Origin of the sequence: Spectribacter acetivorans, assembly GCF_031846305.1 — a bacterium.
GTDB lineage: Bacteria > Pseudomonadota > Gammaproteobacteria > Nevskiales > Salinisphaeraceae > Spectribacter > Spectribacter acetivorans.
Genome location: NZ_JAVRHY010000003.1, coordinates 266310 through 284155 on the forward strand (window position 1 = coordinate 266310; position 17846 = coordinate 284155).

General features: G+C 66.6%; 21 protein-coding genes. 12 read left to right on the forward strand and 9 right to left on the reverse strand.

Annotated elements, in window-relative coordinates; translation table 11 throughout:
* Positions 1-9: 9 nt before the first annotated feature.
* Together RM531_RS05065 and RM531_RS05070 are read right to left on the reverse strand one after the other, a co-directional pair.
* Entirely contained in the window at positions 10-1290 is a 1281-nt protein-coding gene (locus RM531_RS05065) for a TRAP transporter large permease (RefSeq protein ID WP_311657745.1), read from the reverse strand.
* Positions 1284-1850, reverse strand: coding sequence for a TRAP transporter small permease (locus RM531_RS05070; protein ID WP_311657746.1), 567 nt, complete (start codon positions 1848-1850; stop codon positions 1284-1286). The genes RM531_RS05065 and RM531_RS05070 overlap by 7 nt, the downstream gene beginning before the upstream one ends.
* A gap of 149 nt (positions 1851-1999) precedes the next feature.
* Here RM531_RS05070 and RM531_RS05075 point away from each other — a divergent pair, with 149 nt between their 5' ends.
* Entirely contained in the window at positions 2000-2884 is an 885-nt protein-coding gene (locus RM531_RS05075) for a lipid kinase (protein WP_311657748.1), read from the forward strand.
* Here RM531_RS05075 and RM531_RS05080 read toward each other — a convergent pair.
* The 3 genes from RM531_RS05080 to RM531_RS05090 are packed head-to-tail and all read right to left on the reverse strand — an operon-like array spanning position 2863 to position 4725.
* Positions 2863-3855, reverse strand: a complete 993-nt coding sequence (locus tag RM531_RS05080; protein ID WP_311657750.1) for an NAD-dependent epimerase/dehydratase family protein — start codon at positions 3853-3855, stop codon at positions 2863-2865. The genes RM531_RS05075 and RM531_RS05080 overlap by 22 nt on opposite strands.
* 10 nt (positions 3856-3865) lie before the next feature.
* On the reverse strand, positions 3866-4411 hold the full coding sequence (locus tag RM531_RS05085; protein WP_311657751.1) for a hypothetical protein: 546 nt from the start codon (positions 4409-4411) through the stop codon (positions 3866-3868).
* A complete protein-coding gene (locus RM531_RS05090; protein WP_311657753.1) occupies positions 4408-4725 on the reverse strand; it encodes a hypothetical protein in 318 nt (105 codons plus the stop codon). The genes RM531_RS05085 and RM531_RS05090 overlap by 4 nt, the downstream gene beginning before the upstream one ends.
* Before the next feature lie 127 nt (positions 4726-4852).
* Here RM531_RS05090 and RM531_RS05095 point away from each other — a divergent pair, with 127 nt between their 5' ends.
* Complete coding sequence (locus RM531_RS05095) at positions 4853-5533, forward strand: epoxyqueuosine reductase QueH (RefSeq protein ID WP_311657754.1); 681 nt, start codon at positions 4853-4855, stop codon at positions 5531-5533.
* Between the two features lie 159 nt (positions 5534-5692).
* Here RM531_RS05095 and RM531_RS05100 read toward each other — a convergent pair whose 3' ends face one another.
* Positions 5693-6064 carry a DUF4168 domain-containing protein gene (locus tag RM531_RS05100; RefSeq protein WP_311657756.1) on the reverse strand — a complete coding sequence of 124 codons (372 nt, stop codon included), beginning with the start codon at positions 6062-6064 and terminating at the stop codon, positions 5693-5695.
* A 156-nt stretch (positions 6065-6220) separates the two neighbouring features.
* On the opposite strand from RM531_RS05100, the gene RM531_RS05105 reads away from it, so the two are divergent.
* The 4 genes from RM531_RS05105 to RM531_RS05120 all read left to right on the forward strand — a co-directional run bounded on the left by RM531_RS05105 (position 6221) and on the right by RM531_RS05120 (position 9138).
* Positions 6221-6727: an RNA polymerase sigma factor gene (locus RM531_RS05105; protein WP_311657758.1), complete on the forward strand. Its 507-nt coding sequence runs from the start codon at positions 6221-6223 to the stop codon at positions 6725-6727.
* Positions 6724-7533 carry an anti-sigma factor family protein gene (locus tag RM531_RS05110; RefSeq protein ID WP_311657759.1) on the forward strand — a complete coding sequence of 270 codons (810 nt, stop codon included), beginning with the start codon at positions 6724-6726 and terminating at the stop codon, positions 7531-7533. Before RM531_RS05105 ends, RM531_RS05110 begins: the two co-directional genes overlap by 4 nt.
* Positions 7534-7624: 91 nt before the next feature.
* The gene (locus tag RM531_RS05115) at positions 7625-8806 is read left to right on the forward strand and encodes a cation diffusion facilitator family transporter (RefSeq protein ID WP_311657761.1); all 1182 of its coding nucleotides are present in this window, start codon (positions 7625-7627) and stop codon (positions 8804-8806) included.
* 77 nt (positions 8807-8883) lie between these two features.
* Positions 8884-9138 (forward strand): hypothetical protein, encoded by a 255-nt coding sequence (locus RM531_RS05120; protein ID WP_311657763.1) that lies wholly within the window; start codon positions 8884-8886, stop codon positions 9136-9138.
* 1 nt (position 9139) lies between these two features.
* Here RM531_RS05120 and RM531_RS05125 read toward each other — a convergent pair whose 3' ends face one another.
* Entirely contained in the window at positions 9140-9703 is a 564-nt protein-coding gene (locus RM531_RS05125; protein ID WP_311657765.1) for a redoxin family protein, read from the reverse strand.
* 180 nt (positions 9704-9883) lie between these two features.
* On the opposite strand from RM531_RS05125, the gene RM531_RS05130 reads away from it, so the two are divergent.
* Positions 9884-11296, forward strand: coding sequence for an OmpA family protein (locus tag RM531_RS05130; protein ID WP_311657766.1), 1413 nt, complete (start codon positions 9884-9886; stop codon positions 11294-11296).
* Positions 11297-11317: 21 nt separating this feature from the next.
* On the opposite strand, the gene RM531_RS05135 is transcribed toward RM531_RS05130, so the two are convergent.
* Positions 11318-12682, reverse strand: a complete 1365-nt coding sequence (locus tag RM531_RS05135) for a glutamate--cysteine ligase (RefSeq protein ID WP_311657768.1) — start codon at positions 12680-12682, stop codon at positions 11318-11320.
* A gap of 193 nt (positions 12683-12875) precedes the next feature.
* Here RM531_RS05135 and RM531_RS05140 point away from each other — a divergent pair, with 193 nt between their 5' ends.
* The 4 genes from RM531_RS05140 to greA all read left to right on the forward strand — a co-directional run bounded on the left by RM531_RS05140 (position 12876) and on the right by greA (position 16778).
* Positions 12876-13895, forward strand: coding sequence for a TRAP transporter substrate-binding protein (locus RM531_RS05140; protein ID WP_311657770.1), 1020 nt, complete (start codon positions 12876-12878; stop codon positions 13893-13895).
* Positions 13896-13915: 20 nt separating this feature from the next.
* Positions 13916-14764 carry a 4-hydroxybenzoate octaprenyltransferase gene (gene ubiA, locus RM531_RS05145; protein ID WP_349255395.1) on the forward strand — a complete coding sequence of 283 codons (849 nt, stop codon included), beginning with the start codon at positions 13916-13918 and terminating at the stop codon, positions 14762-14764.
* Between the two features lie 54 nt (positions 14765-14818).
* The gene (locus RM531_RS05150) at positions 14819-16177 is read left to right on the forward strand and encodes an adenosylmethionine--8-amino-7-oxononanoate transaminase (RefSeq protein WP_311657774.1); all 1359 of its coding nucleotides are present in this window, start codon (positions 14819-14821) and stop codon (positions 16175-16177) included.
* Positions 16178-16295: 118 nt separating this feature from the next.
* Positions 16296-16778, forward strand: coding sequence for a transcription elongation factor GreA (greA, locus tag RM531_RS05155; protein WP_311657776.1), 483 nt, complete (start codon positions 16296-16298; stop codon positions 16776-16778).
* A gap of 37 nt (positions 16779-16815) precedes the next feature.
* Here the strand turns inward: greA and RM531_RS05160 are convergent, their stop codons facing one another.
* Positions 16816-17100, reverse strand: coding sequence for a YhbY family RNA-binding protein (locus RM531_RS05160; RefSeq protein ID WP_311657778.1), 285 nt, complete (start codon positions 17098-17100; stop codon positions 16816-16818).
* A gap of 55 nt (positions 17101-17155) precedes the next feature.
* Between RM531_RS05160 and RM531_RS05165 the strand changes: the two genes are divergently transcribed.
* Complete coding sequence (locus RM531_RS05165) at positions 17156-17776, forward strand: RlmE family RNA methyltransferase (protein ID WP_311657780.1); 621 nt, start codon at positions 17156-17158, stop codon at positions 17774-17776.
* The last annotated feature ends 70 nt before the right edge of the window (positions 17777-17846 follow it).

Consider the following 17846-nt stretch of genomic DNA (forward strand, 5'->3'; position numbering starts at 1 on the left):
CGAGCGTGGTCAATACAGCAGGTTGGGCAGGAACAGCGCAATCGACGGAAACGCGATCAGCAGCACCGTGGCCATGGCCAGGATCGCGATGAACGGCGGCGTGCCCCGGATCACGTCCAGATAGGGTCGCCGGAAGATCGCGATGGCGGTGAAGATGTCGCAACCGAAGGGTGGCGTTGCCGACCCGATGGCCGCCTGCAATACAACCAGGGTGCCTACGTGGACCGGGTCCAGCCCGGATGCGGCGATCAGCGGCGCGAAAATCGGCGTGAGCACCAGAATCACCACGATCGGGTCCACGAACATGCAACCCACGAAATAGGCCAGACAGATCACCGCCAGCGCCAGCCACGGGCTGTCGCCGGCCGCGCTGATGAAATCCCCGAGCACCATGTCCGGAATGCCGGCGAAGGAGATCATCCAGGAAAACGCCGCCCCCGCCGCCACCAGGATGAATACCACCGAGGTGATCAGCCCGGTGGACAGGGCAATGCCGGGAATCTCGGACAGGCGCACTGCCCGGAACACGCCCACCTCCAGAATAAGCGCGTACAGCACCGACACCGCCGCAGCCTCGGTGGGGGAAAAGTATCCGGAATAGATGCCGCCGACCACGATCACCGGAAACCCCAGCGGCAGACTGGCCCAGCGCAGCGCCCGCAGCCGGTCGCCCCAGCCGGCCCGGGGTTCGCGGGGAATGTTCTGTCGGCGAGCGGCCAACCAGCAGTAGAGCGAGAACAATGCCAGCACCAGCAGGCCCGGTCCGATGCCGGCGATGAACAACTCGCCCACCGACACCCCGGCCACCACCCCGTAGATGATCATGCCGATCGAGGGCGGAATCAGCAGGGCAATGTCCGAGCTGTTGATGATCAGCGCCATCACGAAGCTGTCGCGATAGCCGGCCTTGAGCAGCCGCGGCCGCAGCGGTGCGCCCATGGCGACCACGGTGGCCTGAGTCGACCCGGAGACCGCGCCGAACAGGGTGCAGCTGGCGGCGGTGGTGATCGGCAACCCCCCGCGCAGGTGGCGAACGAAGGTATCCACCAGATCCAGCAGGCGATTGGCGGTATGGCCCTTGGTCATGATGTCGGCGGCGAGAATGAACATCGGCACCGCGGTGAGCACCACCGGCTGCACGCCGCCCACCATCTGCTGCACCAGCAGCGCCGGCTGAATACCGGAAAAGAACCCGAACAGCAGCGCCAGCGCCGCCCCGGCCAGCGGCACCATCATCGGAAAACCCAGCGCCAGCAGCACCAGCATCACCGTGACCACCAGAATCAGCATGACGCGGACTCCGGTTCCGCCTCGTGATAGACATCCGGCTCGGTGAACGACAGCCAGGTGCCTTCGGTGGTCAGGTTGCGCCAGACCGTTAGCAGATACTGCACGGCGCCCAGCAACAAGCCGATCGGCACCGATAGCTGGATCAGGAACAGTGGCACCCGCAGGGCCGGGGTGACCGTGCCGGATTGATAAAGCTGCTGCACGTGGGCGACGGCGAACCAGGCAAGCATCAGCAGCAGGACTGCGGTTCCCGCCGCGATCACTACCATCAGGGTCTTGCGCGCCCGTCCGCCGAGCTGGTCATAAAACGCCGACATGCGGATGTGGCGGGCCCGGCGCACGCCGTAGCCCAGTCCCATGAAGGTCACCAGCACGATCAGCCCCTGATTGGCTTCCTCGGCGAACGACATGCTGCCGCCCAGCAGGTTGCGGCTGATCACGTTGGCGATGTTGAGCAGGGCCATCGCCAGGATGCCGCCCACCAGAATGCCCTGTTCCAGGCGCTCCACGGCACGGTCGAGCAGGCGGAGCGGGGCGAATCCCCGCGCGGATGTTGTCATCGGGCTCGTCGTGATGGGTTACCGCACAAGCCTAACCGGCCGGGGACCGGTTTGCGCAAATCCGGCGCCCGGATTGACGCCGGATGCTGGGTGGGGTTGACTGTGCGCCGCTTTACCTGCGGCCGTGCCCGCGCCGACAAGGAACCCGCGTGACCCAGCGACAGGCGCTTCTCCTGATCAACCCCCACAGCCGCAGCGGCTCGCAAGATGCCGAGACTTTAATCACGCGTCTGCAGCAGGCGGGGCTGGGAGTGACCCGGGTTACGCCGGACGGGCCGGATCATATTGCCGCCGTGATCCGTGAGCATCAGGGCCGCGTCGACCGGGTGATTGTCGGCGGCGGCGACGGCACCATCAACGCCGCGCTGCCCGGCATTGCGGCCAGCGAGCTGCCCATGGGCGTGCTGCCGCTGGGCACCGCCAACGACTTCGCCCGCTCGCTGGGCGTACCGCTTGACCCGGCCGCCGCCTGCGACGTGATTGCCGCGGATCACGTCCGCCGCATCGACCTGGGTGAGTGCAACGGCCGCTACTTCGTCAACGTGGCCCATATCGGGTTCGCGGTGGAGGTTGCGCGCCGCTCCGACGGTGACACCAAGAAACTGATGGGACCGCTGGCCTATCCCTATGCCGCCTGGACCGCGTTTCGCACCCGACGGCGCTTCAGGGTGGAAATCCGCGGCGACGACGGCCCCTGGCGACGGCTGAAAGCCATTCAGGTATCCGTGGGTAACGGACGATTCTATGGCGGCGGCATTCCGATCGCCGAGGACGCCGCCATCGATGATGGCCGGCTCGATCTCTACGCCATTCCCGCCCACCGGGACGGATCCCTGCTGGCGATGATTCCGGCCCTGCGGGTCGGGCGCACCCGCGGCCACGACCAGATCGAAACCCTGGCCGCCACCCGCATCGAAGTGCGCACGCGGCAACCGAAGACCATCGCGGTGGACGGCGAACCGGGCGGCAAGACGCCGGCCAGCTTTCGCGTGCATCCGGGGTTGCTGGCGGTTTACGCCCCGCCCGTGGACTGATTCGCCATTTCCGCCAGACCGGCTTCCCGGGTGACCCGGCCGACGTAGCCGAGTTCGCGGCGGGCCAGCGAGTCATCGATGGTCACCGGCGAGCCGAAAAGCGTCACCAGCAGCCGGCTGACCGGCGGGGGACTGGCCAGGCCCAGCGTGTTCCAGATGGTGTCGCAGGCATTGGCTGCCGCTTTCGCCACCGGCCGCGGGATGGAACGGGCGGGCGGTGCGACGCCCAGGGTCGCCAGTTCCGCGGTGAGAAAATCGCGATAGCGGGCCGGCTCGCCGTCGGTGGCGAAGTAGCAGCCGCCCGGGCGGCCTTTTTCCGCGGCCAGCAGCAGGACTTCGCAGAGATTGCGCACGTGGGTGGTGGCGCGCGGATAGTCGCCGCCGCCAATCCACATGAAGCGCCCGCTGGCCACCGCGGCCGCGATCTTGGGCAGCACCGAGGTATCTCCGGCGCCCCACACCGAGGTGGGCCGCACGATCACGGTTTCCAGCCCGTGGTCTGCATTGGCAGCTTCCACCGCCGCCTCGGCCCGGGCCTTGGTGCGCGGATAGCGGGGCAGGGGGTTGTCCGGCCGCGGCCAGGTTTCATCGGCGTTGTGCAGATGACTGCCGTCGGCGAGCACGGCCTCGGTGGAAACATGAATCAGCCGCCTGACGCCGGCCTCCGCCGCCGCGGCCAGAACCGCCTTCGTGCCGTCCACATTGATGTACTCGTAGTGGGCGGGATCGCCCCATTCCTCCACCTTGGCGGCGGCATGGAACACCCAGTCGCAGCCGGTCATGCCACGTGTCATCGCGGCCCGGTCGTGCAGATCGCCGCGCACGGGTTCGGCCCCTGCCGCCGTGACCGCGTCCGCGGCGGTATCCGAGCGCGCCAGGGCGCGCACGGAACAGCCCGCATCGATCAGGGCACGGATCAGATTGCGGCCGATGAAGCCGCTGCCGCCGGTGACGAAGGCGTATCGGGTCATGGTGGTGTCCTTACCATTTGAACATCGGGGCCGGCTGCAGCGGATGGCGCACGATGTGAGCCCCGAACAGGCGGATCAACCGGCGATGGAAGCGGTGATAGGGCAGTTCGGCAACCAGTGCCCGGTAGTCGCGACGGGGAATGCCGAAACGGATCAGGCCGAGGCTGACGTCGATCAGGTCCGCCCGCCGGAACGGCTCGGTCAGGGTGGCGTGTTTGTCGCGGCAGCCGCGCACCCGGTGGTGATTGCGGATCACCGCGGCCACGGCATCGCCGCGCTGGCTGTCGTCATGATCCGCCAGCCACGCCCGGGCCCGGTCGACGGACGGCTCCAGGTAATCCAGCGTGCCGTCGCTCCAGATGCCCAGGTCATGGAAGGCGGCCGCAACCGCCAGGCTGCGGCGCTGGTCGTCGTCGAACTCATCCAGCCGGAGGGTCAGGGCCAGCACCCGCTGCGCATGGTTGCGGTAGGCCGTAAAGGCGTCCCCCAGAGCCGGCCGCCAGGCATCCAGGATCTCGTCGATCAGCGGATCGATGCGGCCGGTGTTGTCGTTCATGTCAGCAGCCCGCCGATGAAGGCACCGATCAGCAACGGCACCATCTGGACCGCGATCAGCACGAACACCCCGGCCCCGGCGATCAGCCCGATGACCGGCAGGCCGGTCAGCGCCGTGCCCATCAGGAACAGCAGGCCGGACAGCGCCAGCGCCGGAAGCACCGCGGCCAGTAGCCCGGCGCCGACACCACCGGCCGTGCGGCCGCCGACGATGCCCGCCAGCAGCGGGCCGAGCAGGGGCAGCCAGAACAGCAGGAGCGAAATCACTGCCATCCAGATCATGCCCATGAGGATGCTGCCTTCGTTGTCCGCCATGTCGCTGTCTCCTTCGCAATTTATTCAGCCCGGGCACCTTAGCCGGTTGCCTGACGGGGTGCCAGCGCTTTTCCGCGTGCCGGCCTACTGGCATCATTGTCGCCAATTCGCGGCTCGAACAACGTGCATGAACCCCTATAACGAAAAGGATTATCAGCGTCCCGCCCTGGACACGCCGGATGACGCCCGCCAGCTGTTGCTACATTCCTGCTGTGCCCCCTGCGCCGGCGAAGTGATGGAGGCGGTGAAGGCGTCGGGCATCGATTTCACCGTGTATTTCTACAACCCGAACATCCATCCCCGCAGCGAGTACGAGCAGCGCAAGGACGAGAACATCCGCTTCTGCGAGGCCCTCGACGTGCCCTTCGTGGATGGTGACTACGACACCGACAACTGGTTCGACCGCATCCAGGGCCTGGAGCAGGAACCGGAACGGGGCCGGCGCTGTACCGTCTGCTTCGACATGCGCTTCGAACGCACCGCCCTGTATGCCCACGAGCACGGCTTTCCGCTGATCTCCAGCACCCTGGGTATTTCACGCTGGAAGAACATGCAGCAGATCAACCAGTCAGGCGTACGGGCAGCCTCGCGCTACGGCCAGGTGGACTACTGGACCTTCAACTGGCGCAAGAAGGGTGGGTCGCAGCGCATGATCGAGATCGCCAAGCGCGAGGCGTTCTATCAGCAGGAATACTGCGGCTGCGTGTACTCCCTGCGCGACACCAACCGCCACCGGCTGGCATCGGGGCGCGAGCGCATCCAGAAAGGGGTGAAGTTCTACGGTCGCGACGAGATCGGCCGCAACTGAGGCGGAGCCGCCTTGATGACGGGCGGGTTGGCCGGCGTTACAAACGCGCAAAAAAGAGCCCGCGACCAATAGGCGACCGCGGGCGAGCGAGGGACAGACAGGTAAGTCGGTGAATGCCGGCTGCGGCAGGCGCCGCGCACCGGCATCCAGGTGGCGCGTTTAGCGCATACCCTCGATCTTCTGCGCCAGCTGCGGATCGCTCTGCGCCGCCTGGGCAATCGCGTTGTAGGTGGACGGGTCGAGGCCGGCATCATTCACGGCCTGGACCATCTCCTGATTGGCCTCCTGGCGCATGCTGGCCTGGGCTTCAGGGTCGTCCGCGTTCTGCATCTTCTTCTGGTAATCCTGGCTGATGGTGCTCACTTCGGACTGGGCCTCCACGAAGGACTCGAGTTCAGCCTTTTCGAAGTCCTTGGCCTGGGGCGCCTGCTGCTGCGCCGGCTCCTGCTGTGCCACGGCGATACCGCTCACACCCAGGCCGAGGGCGGTGGCCAGTGCCATATTGCGGATCATGCGATTGTTGGAAGTCATGGATTAACTCTCCAGTTGAAAATTGCGACCCGCCACGAGGCGTGGTCACGAGAACAACAGGACGGATGCCGGATCGGTTCCCGGTGATTTAAATGGAACCCAACCGGCCCCATGACTGTTGTTACGCACAGTGTTCGCCACAGGAAATGCAGGGCCGTGACATTCGAGCAACGACTGGCGACCGAGATCCCGCACCTGCGCCGCTATGCGCGCGGCCTGTGCGGGGATCCATCGGCCGCGGACGACCTGGTCCAGGATTGCCTGGAGCGGGCCATGCGCAAGGGCCATCTCTGGCAGCCGATCGGTCGCCTGCGGTCCTGGCTGTTCAAGCTGTTGTACCGGCTCTATCTCAACAGCCGCCAGACCGCGACCGCGCGTCGCGAAAGCACGCACCCGGACCCGGCCCGTGACCAGCAGGTCTGGCCAACCGGTGAGATGGACGTGCGTTGCCGCCAGGTTCTGGCGCTGGTGGATCGGCTGCCGGCACCGCAGCGCGATGCCCTGCTGCTGATGGCGCTGGAACAGCCCAGTTATCGGGATGCGGCCAGGATTCTGGGCATCCGCGTGGGCACGCTGCGGTCGCGCCTGGCGCGGGGCCGGGAAGCGCTGCGCGACATGCAGGATCAGCGCGAGGCACCTCGCGCACTGCGGAGGGTCAAGTGATGCGTACCAGGGACAACATCAGCGACGAGGAGCTCAGCGCCTTTGCCGACGGCCATCTGCCGCAGCGGCGGGCAGCAGAGGTTGCGGCCTATCTGCGCCGGGATCCCTCGGCGCAGGCGCAGGTCAATGCCTATATCGACCAGGACCGGCTGATCGCCCGGTCGTTCGCCGACGCCCTCGAGGCGCCGGTGCCGGCCCGGATGCAGCCGGCCGGCCCGGTTGGTGACAAACGCCGCTTGCCGAGGTCCGGGCTGGCCGCGGCCGCATTGCTGTTGCTGACCGCGACGGTGGTCTTCTGGTCGCTGTCGGAGTCCGGGCAGCCGGCGCTCACGCAGGTAGCGCTGGATTCGTTCCGGGAGTCGCCCTCGGTGTCGGCAGATGCCGGCCCGCGGCCGGATTTCGAACCCATCGGTTTCGAGTTCGCGGGAGCCCGGATGCTGGGTGCCGCCAGTGTCACCGAGTATCGCTTCCGCAACGCCTCGGGTCAGCGGGTCGGGCTGTATGTGGCACCGCGTGACAATGTCGACGCGGCCGCCTACCGCGTGCTCCGGGGCGAGGGGCTGAACGTCGTCACCTGGCAGTCGGCCGGCGAGCAATACGCGCTGGTGGGCGAACAGGACGTCGCCGGACTCACCACCCTGGCGGTTAACTCGCGTCGGCCGTCGTCGACCCGACCCATCCAGGTGGCGGGGCCGGATCAGCCGACGCCGGCTGGTGCGGCACCCGCGCCAGCGGCCGGGCCGCAGGCGGTCCCGTCGGCGGAAGCGCGGGACGCGGTCATCAGTACCGTCGACGACCCCGGCTAGCACGCGAACGCCGAATCGGACAGCTGCTCACACGGCCAGCCCGGGCTGACGGTATAATCGGTACCGTCATGGTCTTTTTTAACCTCCGGACATGAGTGAGTCCCTGGCCGAGGGCGAACGCCGCCCGGCGCGTGGCGGTTTGCGTCTGGAAGTGCGCCGCAAGCAGCGGGCCACGCTGGTAGGCGCGGCGGTCAACCTGCCGCTGGGGCTGCTCAAGCTGGTAGCGGGTTACTTCGGCCGCTCGGAGGCGCTGATTGCCGACGGCGTTCACTCGCTGTCCGATCTGGTCAGCGACGCGGTGGTGCTGGCGGCCATTCGGGTCGGCGCCAAGTCGGCCGACCATGACCACCCCTACGGTCACGCCCGCATCGAAACGGTGGCCACGGCGTTCGTGGGCATGCTGCTGATCGTCACCGCCGGATTCATTGCCTGGAACGCGGGTGTGGTGTTGCTGGGTGGCGCCACACCCGTGGTGCCGGGCTGGCCGGCGCTGGCCGCGGCCATTGCCTCGCTGATCCTCAAGGAAGCCCTGTTCTGGTACACGCGTCATCAGGCCCGCCGGACACGTTCGCTGCTGCTGGAGGCTAATGCCTGGCATCACCGGTCGGACGCGGCGTCGTCGGTGGTCGCGGTGGTAGCGGTGGCCGGCAGCATGGCCGGGATGCCGTTGCTGGATGCGGTCGGAGCGGTGCTGATTGCCACCATGCTGGCGGCGTTCGGCTGGCGCTACGGCTGGCAGAGCCTGCGCGAACTGGTGGATACCGGCCTGGCCCCGGATCGGCTGTCGGTGGTGCGGGATCACATCGGTGACGTCCCCGGCGTACGGCGGATGCGCCGCCTGCGCACCCGAACGATGGGTGGCCACGCCGCCTATGCCGATGTGGGCGTGATGGTGGACCCGTACATCAGCCTGAGCGAGGCCCACCGCATCAGTGAGGAGATCAGCGATCGGCTGGTTTCCCATGTCGACGAGATCGCCGACATCTGCATCCATATCGAGCCCGATGGCCACGAGGATGCCCCGGCCGCGTTCGATCTGCCCCTGCGCACCGAATTGATGACGGGGCTGCGCGCGGCCTGGGCTGACCTGCCGATCGCTGGCCACATCGAGCGGGTGACGCTGCACTATCTCAACGATGCGGTCGACGTCGAAGTGCTGCTGCCCTTCGAACAGGTGGAGCTGGTGGGTAGCGTGGCCATGGTGCGCAGCCGCTTCGCGGCCGTTGCCCGGGAAGTGCCCGGCGTGCGCGCCATTCGTCCGCTGTTTCGCTAGCACCGGATTCGCCGCGCAAGCGGAGCGCCTCGCGGTCGGTCAACTCCGGGTCGTTACACGATTTCCGGAGCCACACCATGACTCGTTCCAGTTCCCGCCTGCTCGGCCGTCTCACGCTGGCCGGCCTCACGGTTGCGGCGACCGCGGCCACGCCATTGTTCGCGGTGGAAGAGATACCGCCACCGCGCGCCAACGCTGACCAGTTGGATACCGCGGATACCGACGACCACACCCCGCGCTTCGGCGATGGCCGGGCGCCGCGTTCGAAACACGGCGACTACGACGGCTACAAGGACGCCGAGGAATACTGCGCCCACAACCTGTCGCAGTAGGTTACTCGGGCGCGGGCTCGTCAAGCAGCCGCTCGATGCGATGCCGGATCTTGCGGGCCTGGGCGGAACCGGCGTGGGTTTCGCCGATATAGAGCGCCTGTAACCGCCCCTGTTTGTCGATCAGATAGTACGCGGGCCAGTAGCGGTTGTTCATGGCCTGCCAGTAGGAGTGATCGTTGTCGATCATGATCGGGTGGTGCAGCCCGAAGTGATCGGCCCGCTCCCGGATGCGTGCCCGGTCCTTTTCCGCCTCGAACTCGGGGGTGTGCACCCCGATTACCGTGAACGGCCGATCGGAAAGCGCTTTCTCCAGCGCGGTCAGCCAGGGAAAGGAGCGGTAGCAGTTCCAGCACATGAAGGTCCAGAAATCCAGCAGCACCACCCGGCCCCGCAGGTCCGCCCAGGTCAGCGGGTCGCTGTTGAGCCAGTCGCGGGGTGCGGTGTGGGTGAAGGCCGGGGCGGGCGAATACCGGTCGGTGCCGGCCGCGGGTGCGGCGTGTACCGCCGCGCTGGCGGTGGCGCCAAGCAGGGTCAGGGCCAGTATTAGGGGGAGTGATCGTTTCATCATGCGTTTCCGGTTTGCGCGGTCTCTAGGGGACCGGCACCTGCATCATCGTCTCGCGGCCCGGCATGACGATCGGTTCGCTGGATTACTGGACCCGGCTGTCTTATTTCGGTAACAACGGGGCCGGGGCAACCATCCGACCACAATCGCGAATGCGGTGACGACGTGCGGAGGCGAGGTATGCGGGGACTGATTCCGTGGGGGCTGACCGGGGTGATGGCGGCCATGGCGGTGGCCGGCTGGACGTTCTTCCATTTCGAGCGCGAATCACTCCAGGACACCCGGTCGCAGGCCCAGGCCCGGCAGGCCGAACTCGAGGCATCGCTGACCGCGCGCGAACAGGCGCTGCAGGAGCGGCAGGCGACCATCGATCGCGTCGAGCAGGAGTTGGCCGAACGCGAGGCGACCCTGAAAGAGCGCACCCGGACGCTTCGCACGGTGGACGAGGAACTCGAGGCCGCCGAGTGGCGTCAGGAACGTCTGCGTTCCCGGCTGGACAACCGCGACGAGCGGCTGAACGAGGTGACGTCCGTGGCCAGCGAACGCGAACGGGAGCTCGAGGTTCAGCGAGATCTCAATACCCGGCTGGAGCAGGAGTACGAGGCGCTGGCAGCCCGCAGCCGCGAGCTCGCTGATGAACTCGACACCGTCAGCGAGCAGCGTGACGAATTCCAGAGCGAACTCAGCGACGTGCTGGACGTGCGCGAACAGCTGCGCATGGAGCTGGACACCATCGTGGCCGAACGCGCCGAACTGGCCGACCAGCTGGAAAGCAACCGCGAGGCGCGGACCTCGCTGTCCGAGCGGCTGGCGGCGGTCAACGAGCGCATCGACAACCAGTCGTCGGAACTCGAAATCACCGAGGCGGAGCGCGCCGCGCTGGCCGAGGAACGCGAGGCCCTGGCAGCGGAGCTGACAACCGCCGAGCAGGCCCGGTCGAAGTTGCGCGACGAGGTGGCGGCAACCGACGAGGCGATCCGCACCAAGGAGGACGAGGTGGCACAGGTCCGTGAACGGGCCGCCTCGCTGGAAAGCGAACTGGATTCGGCGAACCAGTCGGTCACCTCGCTGGAACAGCGTATCGAGACCCTGCGGGAGGAGCGCGAAGCCGAGAAGGTTCGTTTCGATCGCCAGCGTCGGGAACTCAAGGCGGAACTGGAACGCCGGGATGTCACCATCGACCGGCTGCAGGAACGGCTCACGGTGGTGCGCCTGGGCGCGGACCTGCTGTTCAGTTCCGGTGCCGCGCGGCTCAAGGACAGCGGCGCCGAGACCCTGGGCCGGATCGCCTACATCTTCGAGAACTACCCGGAACGCATCATCCGGATCGTCGGCCACAGCGACGATCTGGGCATTAGCAAATGGCTGCGCTGGCGGTTTCCCAGCAACTGGGAGTTGTCATCGGCTCGGGCGGCGAGTGCGGCCCGTTTCCTGATCGACGAGGCCGGCATCGACCCGGCGCGCATTCACGTGGTCGGCCGCAGTCATTACGAGCCGGTCGCCGACAACGACACAGCCGAGGGCCGGGCGGAAAACCGGCGGCTTGAGATCCAGTTGCTGCCGCCCGACTACGGTCGGCATGTGGTTGACTGAATCGGACGAGCGGGTGGGCCGCTAATAGGCGAAATCGGTGTAAACCGGCGCCACCGACTGATGCCAGCGGCCGTGGTAGCGTTCCAGCAGTTCCTCCGCCGGCGTGCGCCCGGTTTCGGCGATTTCCGCGATCTGGTCGAGATAGCCGGTTTCGTCATCCCCGTTGGCGTCGAGGTAGCCGCGGGCCCGCAGCCCGTCGGTGGCGATGGCCACCACGTCCTTGGCCAGGCTCTGGAGCGTGGTGTTGCGAAACGGGGTCTTCAGGGCGGTACGCGGCACTTCATCCCGCAGGCGCTGACGTTCCTCGTTGGTCCAGTCCCGCACCAGCGACCAGGCCGCTTCCAGCGCGGCGTCGTCGTAGCACAGCCCGGCCCACAGCGCGGGCAGGGCGCACAGCCGGCGCCAGGGGCCGCCGTCGGCGCCGCGCATTTCCATGAACTTCTTCACCCGCACCTCGGGGAAGATGGTGGTCAGGTGGTCGTCCCAGTCGCCGATGGTGGGAATCTCGCCGGGCAGCGCCGGCAGCTTGCCGGCGAGGAAATCACGGAATGACTGACCCGAGGCGTCGATATAGCGGCCGTCGCGAACGACGAAGTACATGGGCACATCGAGGGCGTAGTCGGCATAGCGCTCGAAGCCCATGCCGTCGGCGAACACCCAGGGCAGCATGCCGCTGCGGTCGGGATCGGTATCGGTCCATATCTGGCTGCGGTAGGACAGATAGCCGTTGGGCCGGCCCTCGGTGAACGGCGAGTTGGCAAACAGGGCGGTGGCGATGGGCTGCAGCGCCAATCCCACCCGCAGCTTCTTCACCATGTGCGCTTCGTCGCCGTAGTCCAGATTCACCTGGACGGTGGCGGTGCGCAGCATCATGTCCAGGCCGAGATTGCCGCGCTTGGGCATGTACTCGCGCATGATCCGGTAGCGGGACTTGGGCATCCAGGGCATGTCCTCGCGCCGGCCGGTGGGCACGAAACCCAGGCCCAGCATGCCGAGCCCCAGTTCGGCGGCCACCGCCTTGACCTGCCGCAGATGCTCGTGCACCTCGTTGCAGGCTTCGTGGATGGTGAATAGCGGTTCCCCCGCCAGTTCCAGTTGGCCGCCGGGTTCCAGCGTGATGTGGCAGCCGTTGGAGGCCAGCGCCACGGTGTGGCCGTCCTCCTCGATGGGCGACCAGCCGAAGCGTTGCAGACCGGCCAGGAACGCGCCGATGCCCTGTTCGCCCTCGTAGGGCACTGCGGCGTGATCCGCCAGTCGGAACACGAATTTTTCGTGCTCGGTGCCCAGGCGCCAGTTATCCCGCGGCTTGCAGGCGGCCTCGAAGTATTCGATCAGCTGGCGGCGGTCGGTGATCGGCTCGCCGCCGGACTGTGAGGGTGCGGACATCGCGCACTCCGGGATTGACGGAGCGCAGAAACTAGCATGGTTTCCCGGGTCCGGCCTAAGGTAATCGACGTTGCCGAAACCGGCCGGCGCAGGGTGCGGCGCTGCCGTGCCCCGGCAGCTCGTGCTAACGTTTTCGTCGGTCCGGCAGTGCTGTGGCAGGGCCATCCATTCAATGATCACCGGGAGCCTGGCTATGCGGTTTCGATGCGTGACGCTGCTGTTGCTGGCAGGCCTGGCCGGCTGCGGCGATGGCGGTGACGCTGGCGAAGTCTGGCGCTTCGCGCTCGAGGAAGTCGAGGGCAGCGTGCAGTGGGCCTATGCCCGCGAATTCAAGTCGATGGTGGAGGCGCGTACCGATGGCGAGGTCACGGTCCGGATTCACCCCTACGGCAGCCTCGGCACCTCCGCCGACCTCACCCAGCAGGTGCGGCAGGGAGCGTTGCAGTTCACATTCGCGTCCCCGGGGCATCTGGGCTCGGTGGTGCCGGAGGTACAGTTACTCACGCTGCATTTCATTCTGTCCGACGACAACCGCGTCAACCATGAGGTGCTTACCGGCAACCAGCGCTTCAACGAGCTGCTCGACGAGGCCTATCGCGAGCGCGGGCTGACGCTGTACTCGATCGTGCCCGAGGGCTGGATGGTGTGGACCGCGGGCAAGCCGCTGCGCAATCCGGCGGATTTCGATGGGGTCAAGATCCGGACCATGGTGTCGCCGTTGCTGCTGTCCTCGTACAAGGCCTATGGGGCCAAGCCGTCACCGATGCCTTACGGTGAGGTTTACGGCGCCCTGCAGATGGACATGATCGATGCCCAGGTCAATCCGGTGTTCGCCATTCAGGAGATGAGCTTTCACGAGGTCCAGGACGCCATGACCCGGGCCCGGCACGCGCAGTTCATCGCCACCGTGGCCTCGGCGCCCGGCTTCATCGACGGGCTGTCGGCGGAACGTCGCGCCATGCTCGACGAGATCCGGGGCGAGCTGGCTGGTTTCATCTTCGACAAGCAGCGCGAACTCAACGACAAGCGCCTGGCGATGATCGAGGACAGCAGCGATATCGAGATCATCGAACTCGACGACAGCCAGCGGGCGGCCTTCCGCGAACGCTCACTGCCGGTGCGGGACGAGTACGTGGAACTGGCCGGCGAGCGGGGCCGCAAGCTGCTGGATACGCTGGTGCAGGCGATCGAGCAGGCTGACGGGACAGAGTGACCATGCAGGCGGATTCTGCTTTGCCGCCGCGGGTGACCGCCTACTGGCGGCTGACCCGGCTGAACCGGCCGATCGGCATCTTCCTTGTGGGTTGGCCGATGCTGTGGGCGCTGTGGCTGGCAGCGGACGGATTGCCGGATATCCGCGTGCTGATGGTGTTCGTGTTCGGCTGCATCCTGATGCGCTCGGCCGGCTGCGTGATCAACGATTACGCCGATCGCGGCATCGACGGCCACGTCAAACGCACCCGCGAACGGCCGCTGGCCACCGGCGAGGTGTCCGAGGCCGGGGCGCTGGCGCTGTTCGCTGCACTGGCGCTGGCGGCATTCGGCCTGGTGCTGCTGCTGAGTCCGCTGACCATCGCGCTGTCGTTCGGCGGCTTGGGGCTGGCGGCGGCCTATCCCTTCACCAAGCGCTATACCCACTGGCCGCAGGCGGCGCTGGGCGCGGCCTTCGCCTGGGCGGTGCCGATGGCATTCGCGGCGCAGACGGGCGCGGTGCCCGGCGGTGCCTGGCTGTTGTTCGCGGCGGTGCTGGTGTGGGCACTGGTCTACGACACCATCTACGCGATGGTCGATCGTGATGACGATCTTCGCATCGGTGTGAAATCCACCGCCGTGTTGTGGGGCCACCACGACCGGTTGTACATCGGTCTGTTCCAGGGAGTGTTCTTTGCCCTGCTGGTGGCGGTGGGCCTGGTCTTCGCGCTGGCGCCGGTCTACTACGTCATGCTGACGGCGGCAGCCGGGCTGGCCGTCTACCATCAGTGGCTGATTCGCCACCGCGAGCGCGAGGCCTGTTTTCGCGCCTTTCTCAACCATAATGTACTGGGGGGCGTGGTCTTCGCCGGCGTGGTTCTGGGCACATGACCTCGGCCGTTGCCGGCCGCGCCGTTCATTTCTCTGCCAAGCCGTAATCTGACGATGAGCAACGAATCCCTGATTCGCCGTGACCTGGCCGTGGTCTGGCACCCCTGCACCCAGATGAAGGACCACGAAACCCTGCCGCTGATCCCGATCCGGCGGGGCGAGGGGGTCTGGCTGGAGGACTTCGAGGGCAATCGCTACATCGACGCGGTGTCCTCCTGGTGGGTGAACATCTTCGGCCACGCCAATCCCCGCATCAACGATCGCATCAAGACCCAGCTCGATACGCTGGAGCACGTGATCCTGGCGGGCTTCTCCCACGAACCGGAAGTGGAACTGGCCGAACGGCTGGTGGCTGCCACGCCGCCCGGCCTGACCCGCTGCTTCTATGCCGACAACGGCTCGGCCGCGGTCGAAGTGGCGCTGAAGATGAGCTTCCACTACTGGCTCAACCGCGGGCACGGAAAAAAGACCCGCTTCATCAACATCTCCAACAGCTACCACGGGGAAACCCTGGGGGCACTGGCGGTCGGGGACGTCGACCTCTACAAGAAGACCTACCGGCCGCTGCTGCTCGAGCCGATCACGGTGCCCGGTCCGGACTGTTTCCATCGCGAGCCCGGCGAGAGCTGGGAGCAGCACACCCGCGCCATGTTCGCGCACATGGAAGCGGCGCTGGCCGAGCATGCCGACGAAACCTGCGCGGTGATTCTGGAGCCTCTGGTCCAGTGCGCCGGCGGCATGCGGATGTTTCACCCGGTGTATCTCGAGTTATTGCGCGAGGCCTGCGACCGGCACAACGTGCATCTGATCGCCGACGAAATTGCGGTGGGGTTCGGCCGCACCGGCACCCTGTTCGCCTGCGAACAGGCCGGGCCCGACGGCATCACGCCGGATTTCCTGTGCCTGTCCAAGGGGTTGACGGCGGGTTATCTGCCGCTGTCGGTGGTGCTGACCACGGATGATGTCTACGACGCGTTCTACGACGACTACGAAAACCTCACCGCCTTTCTGCACTCGCACTCCTACACCGGCAACCCGCTGGCCTGTGCCGCGGCCCTGGCGACGCTGGACATCTTCGAATCGGACGACGTGATCGCCGCCAACCGGCACAAGGCCGGGGTACTGGCCGATGCCATCGCACCGCTGGCGGATCACCCGCAGGTGGGTGATGTGCGTCAGCATGGCATGATCGCGGCGGTGGAGATGGTGGCCGACAAGGCGGCGCGCACCCCGTATCCTTGGCAGGAGCGGCGCGGCCTCCGAGTCTACCGGCATGCGCTGACGCGGGAATCGTTGCTGAGGCCACTGGGCAACGTGGTCTATTTCATGCCGCCCTACGTGATCACCGATGAGCAGATTCGCCATCTCGCCGAGGTGGCCGCCGAAGGCATCGATATCGCTACCTCGACGTGACCCGGCGAGGTTGCTAGCATTTCGGCTGGATAGCCCCTAATCAGTCGAACCGCGACGCAGTGTTCATGACACGGCCGTTCCCGGATGGGAGCGGCCGTGTTTTTGGAGGTACCCGATTATGGACAAGACGCCCCTCACGCAGCGTGGCGCTGACGCGCTGCGCGAAGAACTCAAGCGCCTCAAGAGCGTGGAGCGCCCCCGCATCATCGCCGCGATCGAGGAGGCGCGTGCCCACGGTGATTTGAAGGAGAACGCCGAGTATCACGCCGCCAAGGAAGAGCAGGGCTTCATCGAGGGGCGTATCGCCGAAGTCGAAGGCAAGCTCGGCAATGCCCAGGTCGTGGACGTGGTCAAGGTCGGCGCCCAGGCCGGCGGCAAGATCGTGTTCGGCGCCACCGTGGAGGTGGCAGACGAGAACACGGGCGATGAATTTACCTACCAGATCGTCGGCGAGGACGAGGCTGACATCAAGTCAGGCTTGCTGTCCTTCGCATCGCCGATTGCCCGTGGCCTGATCGGCCGGGTCGAGGGCGATGTGGTGGATGTGGCGGTACCCGGCGGCCAGCGCACGCTGGAAGTGCTGGCGGTGCGCTACGAATAGGCCACGGGCAACCCTCATGGTCGCGTTCGGACCCGTATCAGGTATCGGCGGGCCGCGGCCGATATACCGTGGCGGTATGGCCGATGCGCTGCACACAACTGGCACCGAGTTCGTCGCAGATGCGCTCGACCATCTGCCGGCGTCCGGCACGGTCGTCGGCCGCCAGCCGCAGCTTCACCAGTTCGTGGTCGGTCAGGGCCTGGTCGATTTCGGCCATCACCGCCGCGGTCAGGCCGGCGGCGCCGGCGGTGACGATGACATTCAGATGATGGGCCTGCCGCTTGAGATCGCGGCGGGTTTCGGCGTCGAGTTCGGGAGACATGCAAGCTCTGTGAACGTTTTGCCCATTGTAAACCGCCACCGCCTGTTCTGAACGCATGTCGCGGAAAAACGATACCCGCCGCTGGCTGGACTCCCATCGTCGCGACCCCTGGGTCCGCGCGGCCCAGGCCGACAACTATCGCTCCCGCGCGGCGTTCAAGCTGGCGCAGATCGACGAACGCGACCGATTGCTGCGGCCGGGCATCGTGGTGGTGGACCTGGGCGCCACCCCCGGCGGCTGGAGTCAGTACTGCGCGCGCCAGCTCGCCCGGCGCGGCCGCATCATCGCCCTTGACCGCCTGCCGATGGATCCGATCGACGGGGTCGAGTTCCTGCAGCTTGATTTTACCCAGGACGCCGGCCTGGCGAGGCTGCGCGAGCATCTGGCCGGGGCGGCGGTCGACCTTGTGTTGTCGGATATGGCCCCCAACTTGACCGGAGTGGCGGTGGCTGACCAGATGAAGGTCATGCATCTGGCCGAGCTGTCGCTGGCGTTTTGTGATGAATCCCTGAAACCCGGCGGCCATCTGGTGGTCAAGGTATTCCAGGGCGAAGGTTTCGATGAGCTCCTGCGGGACATGCGGGGGCGTTTCCGGTCGGTTGCGGTGCGCAAGCCGGAGGCCTCGCGCGACGCCAGCCGCGAGATGTATCTGGTTGGCCGCGACTGGCGCGACTGATCTCGGAATCCGGCATCGGCCCGCGTGATCCGGGCGTATGTTTTATACTCGGGCGGTTGAACGACTGCCA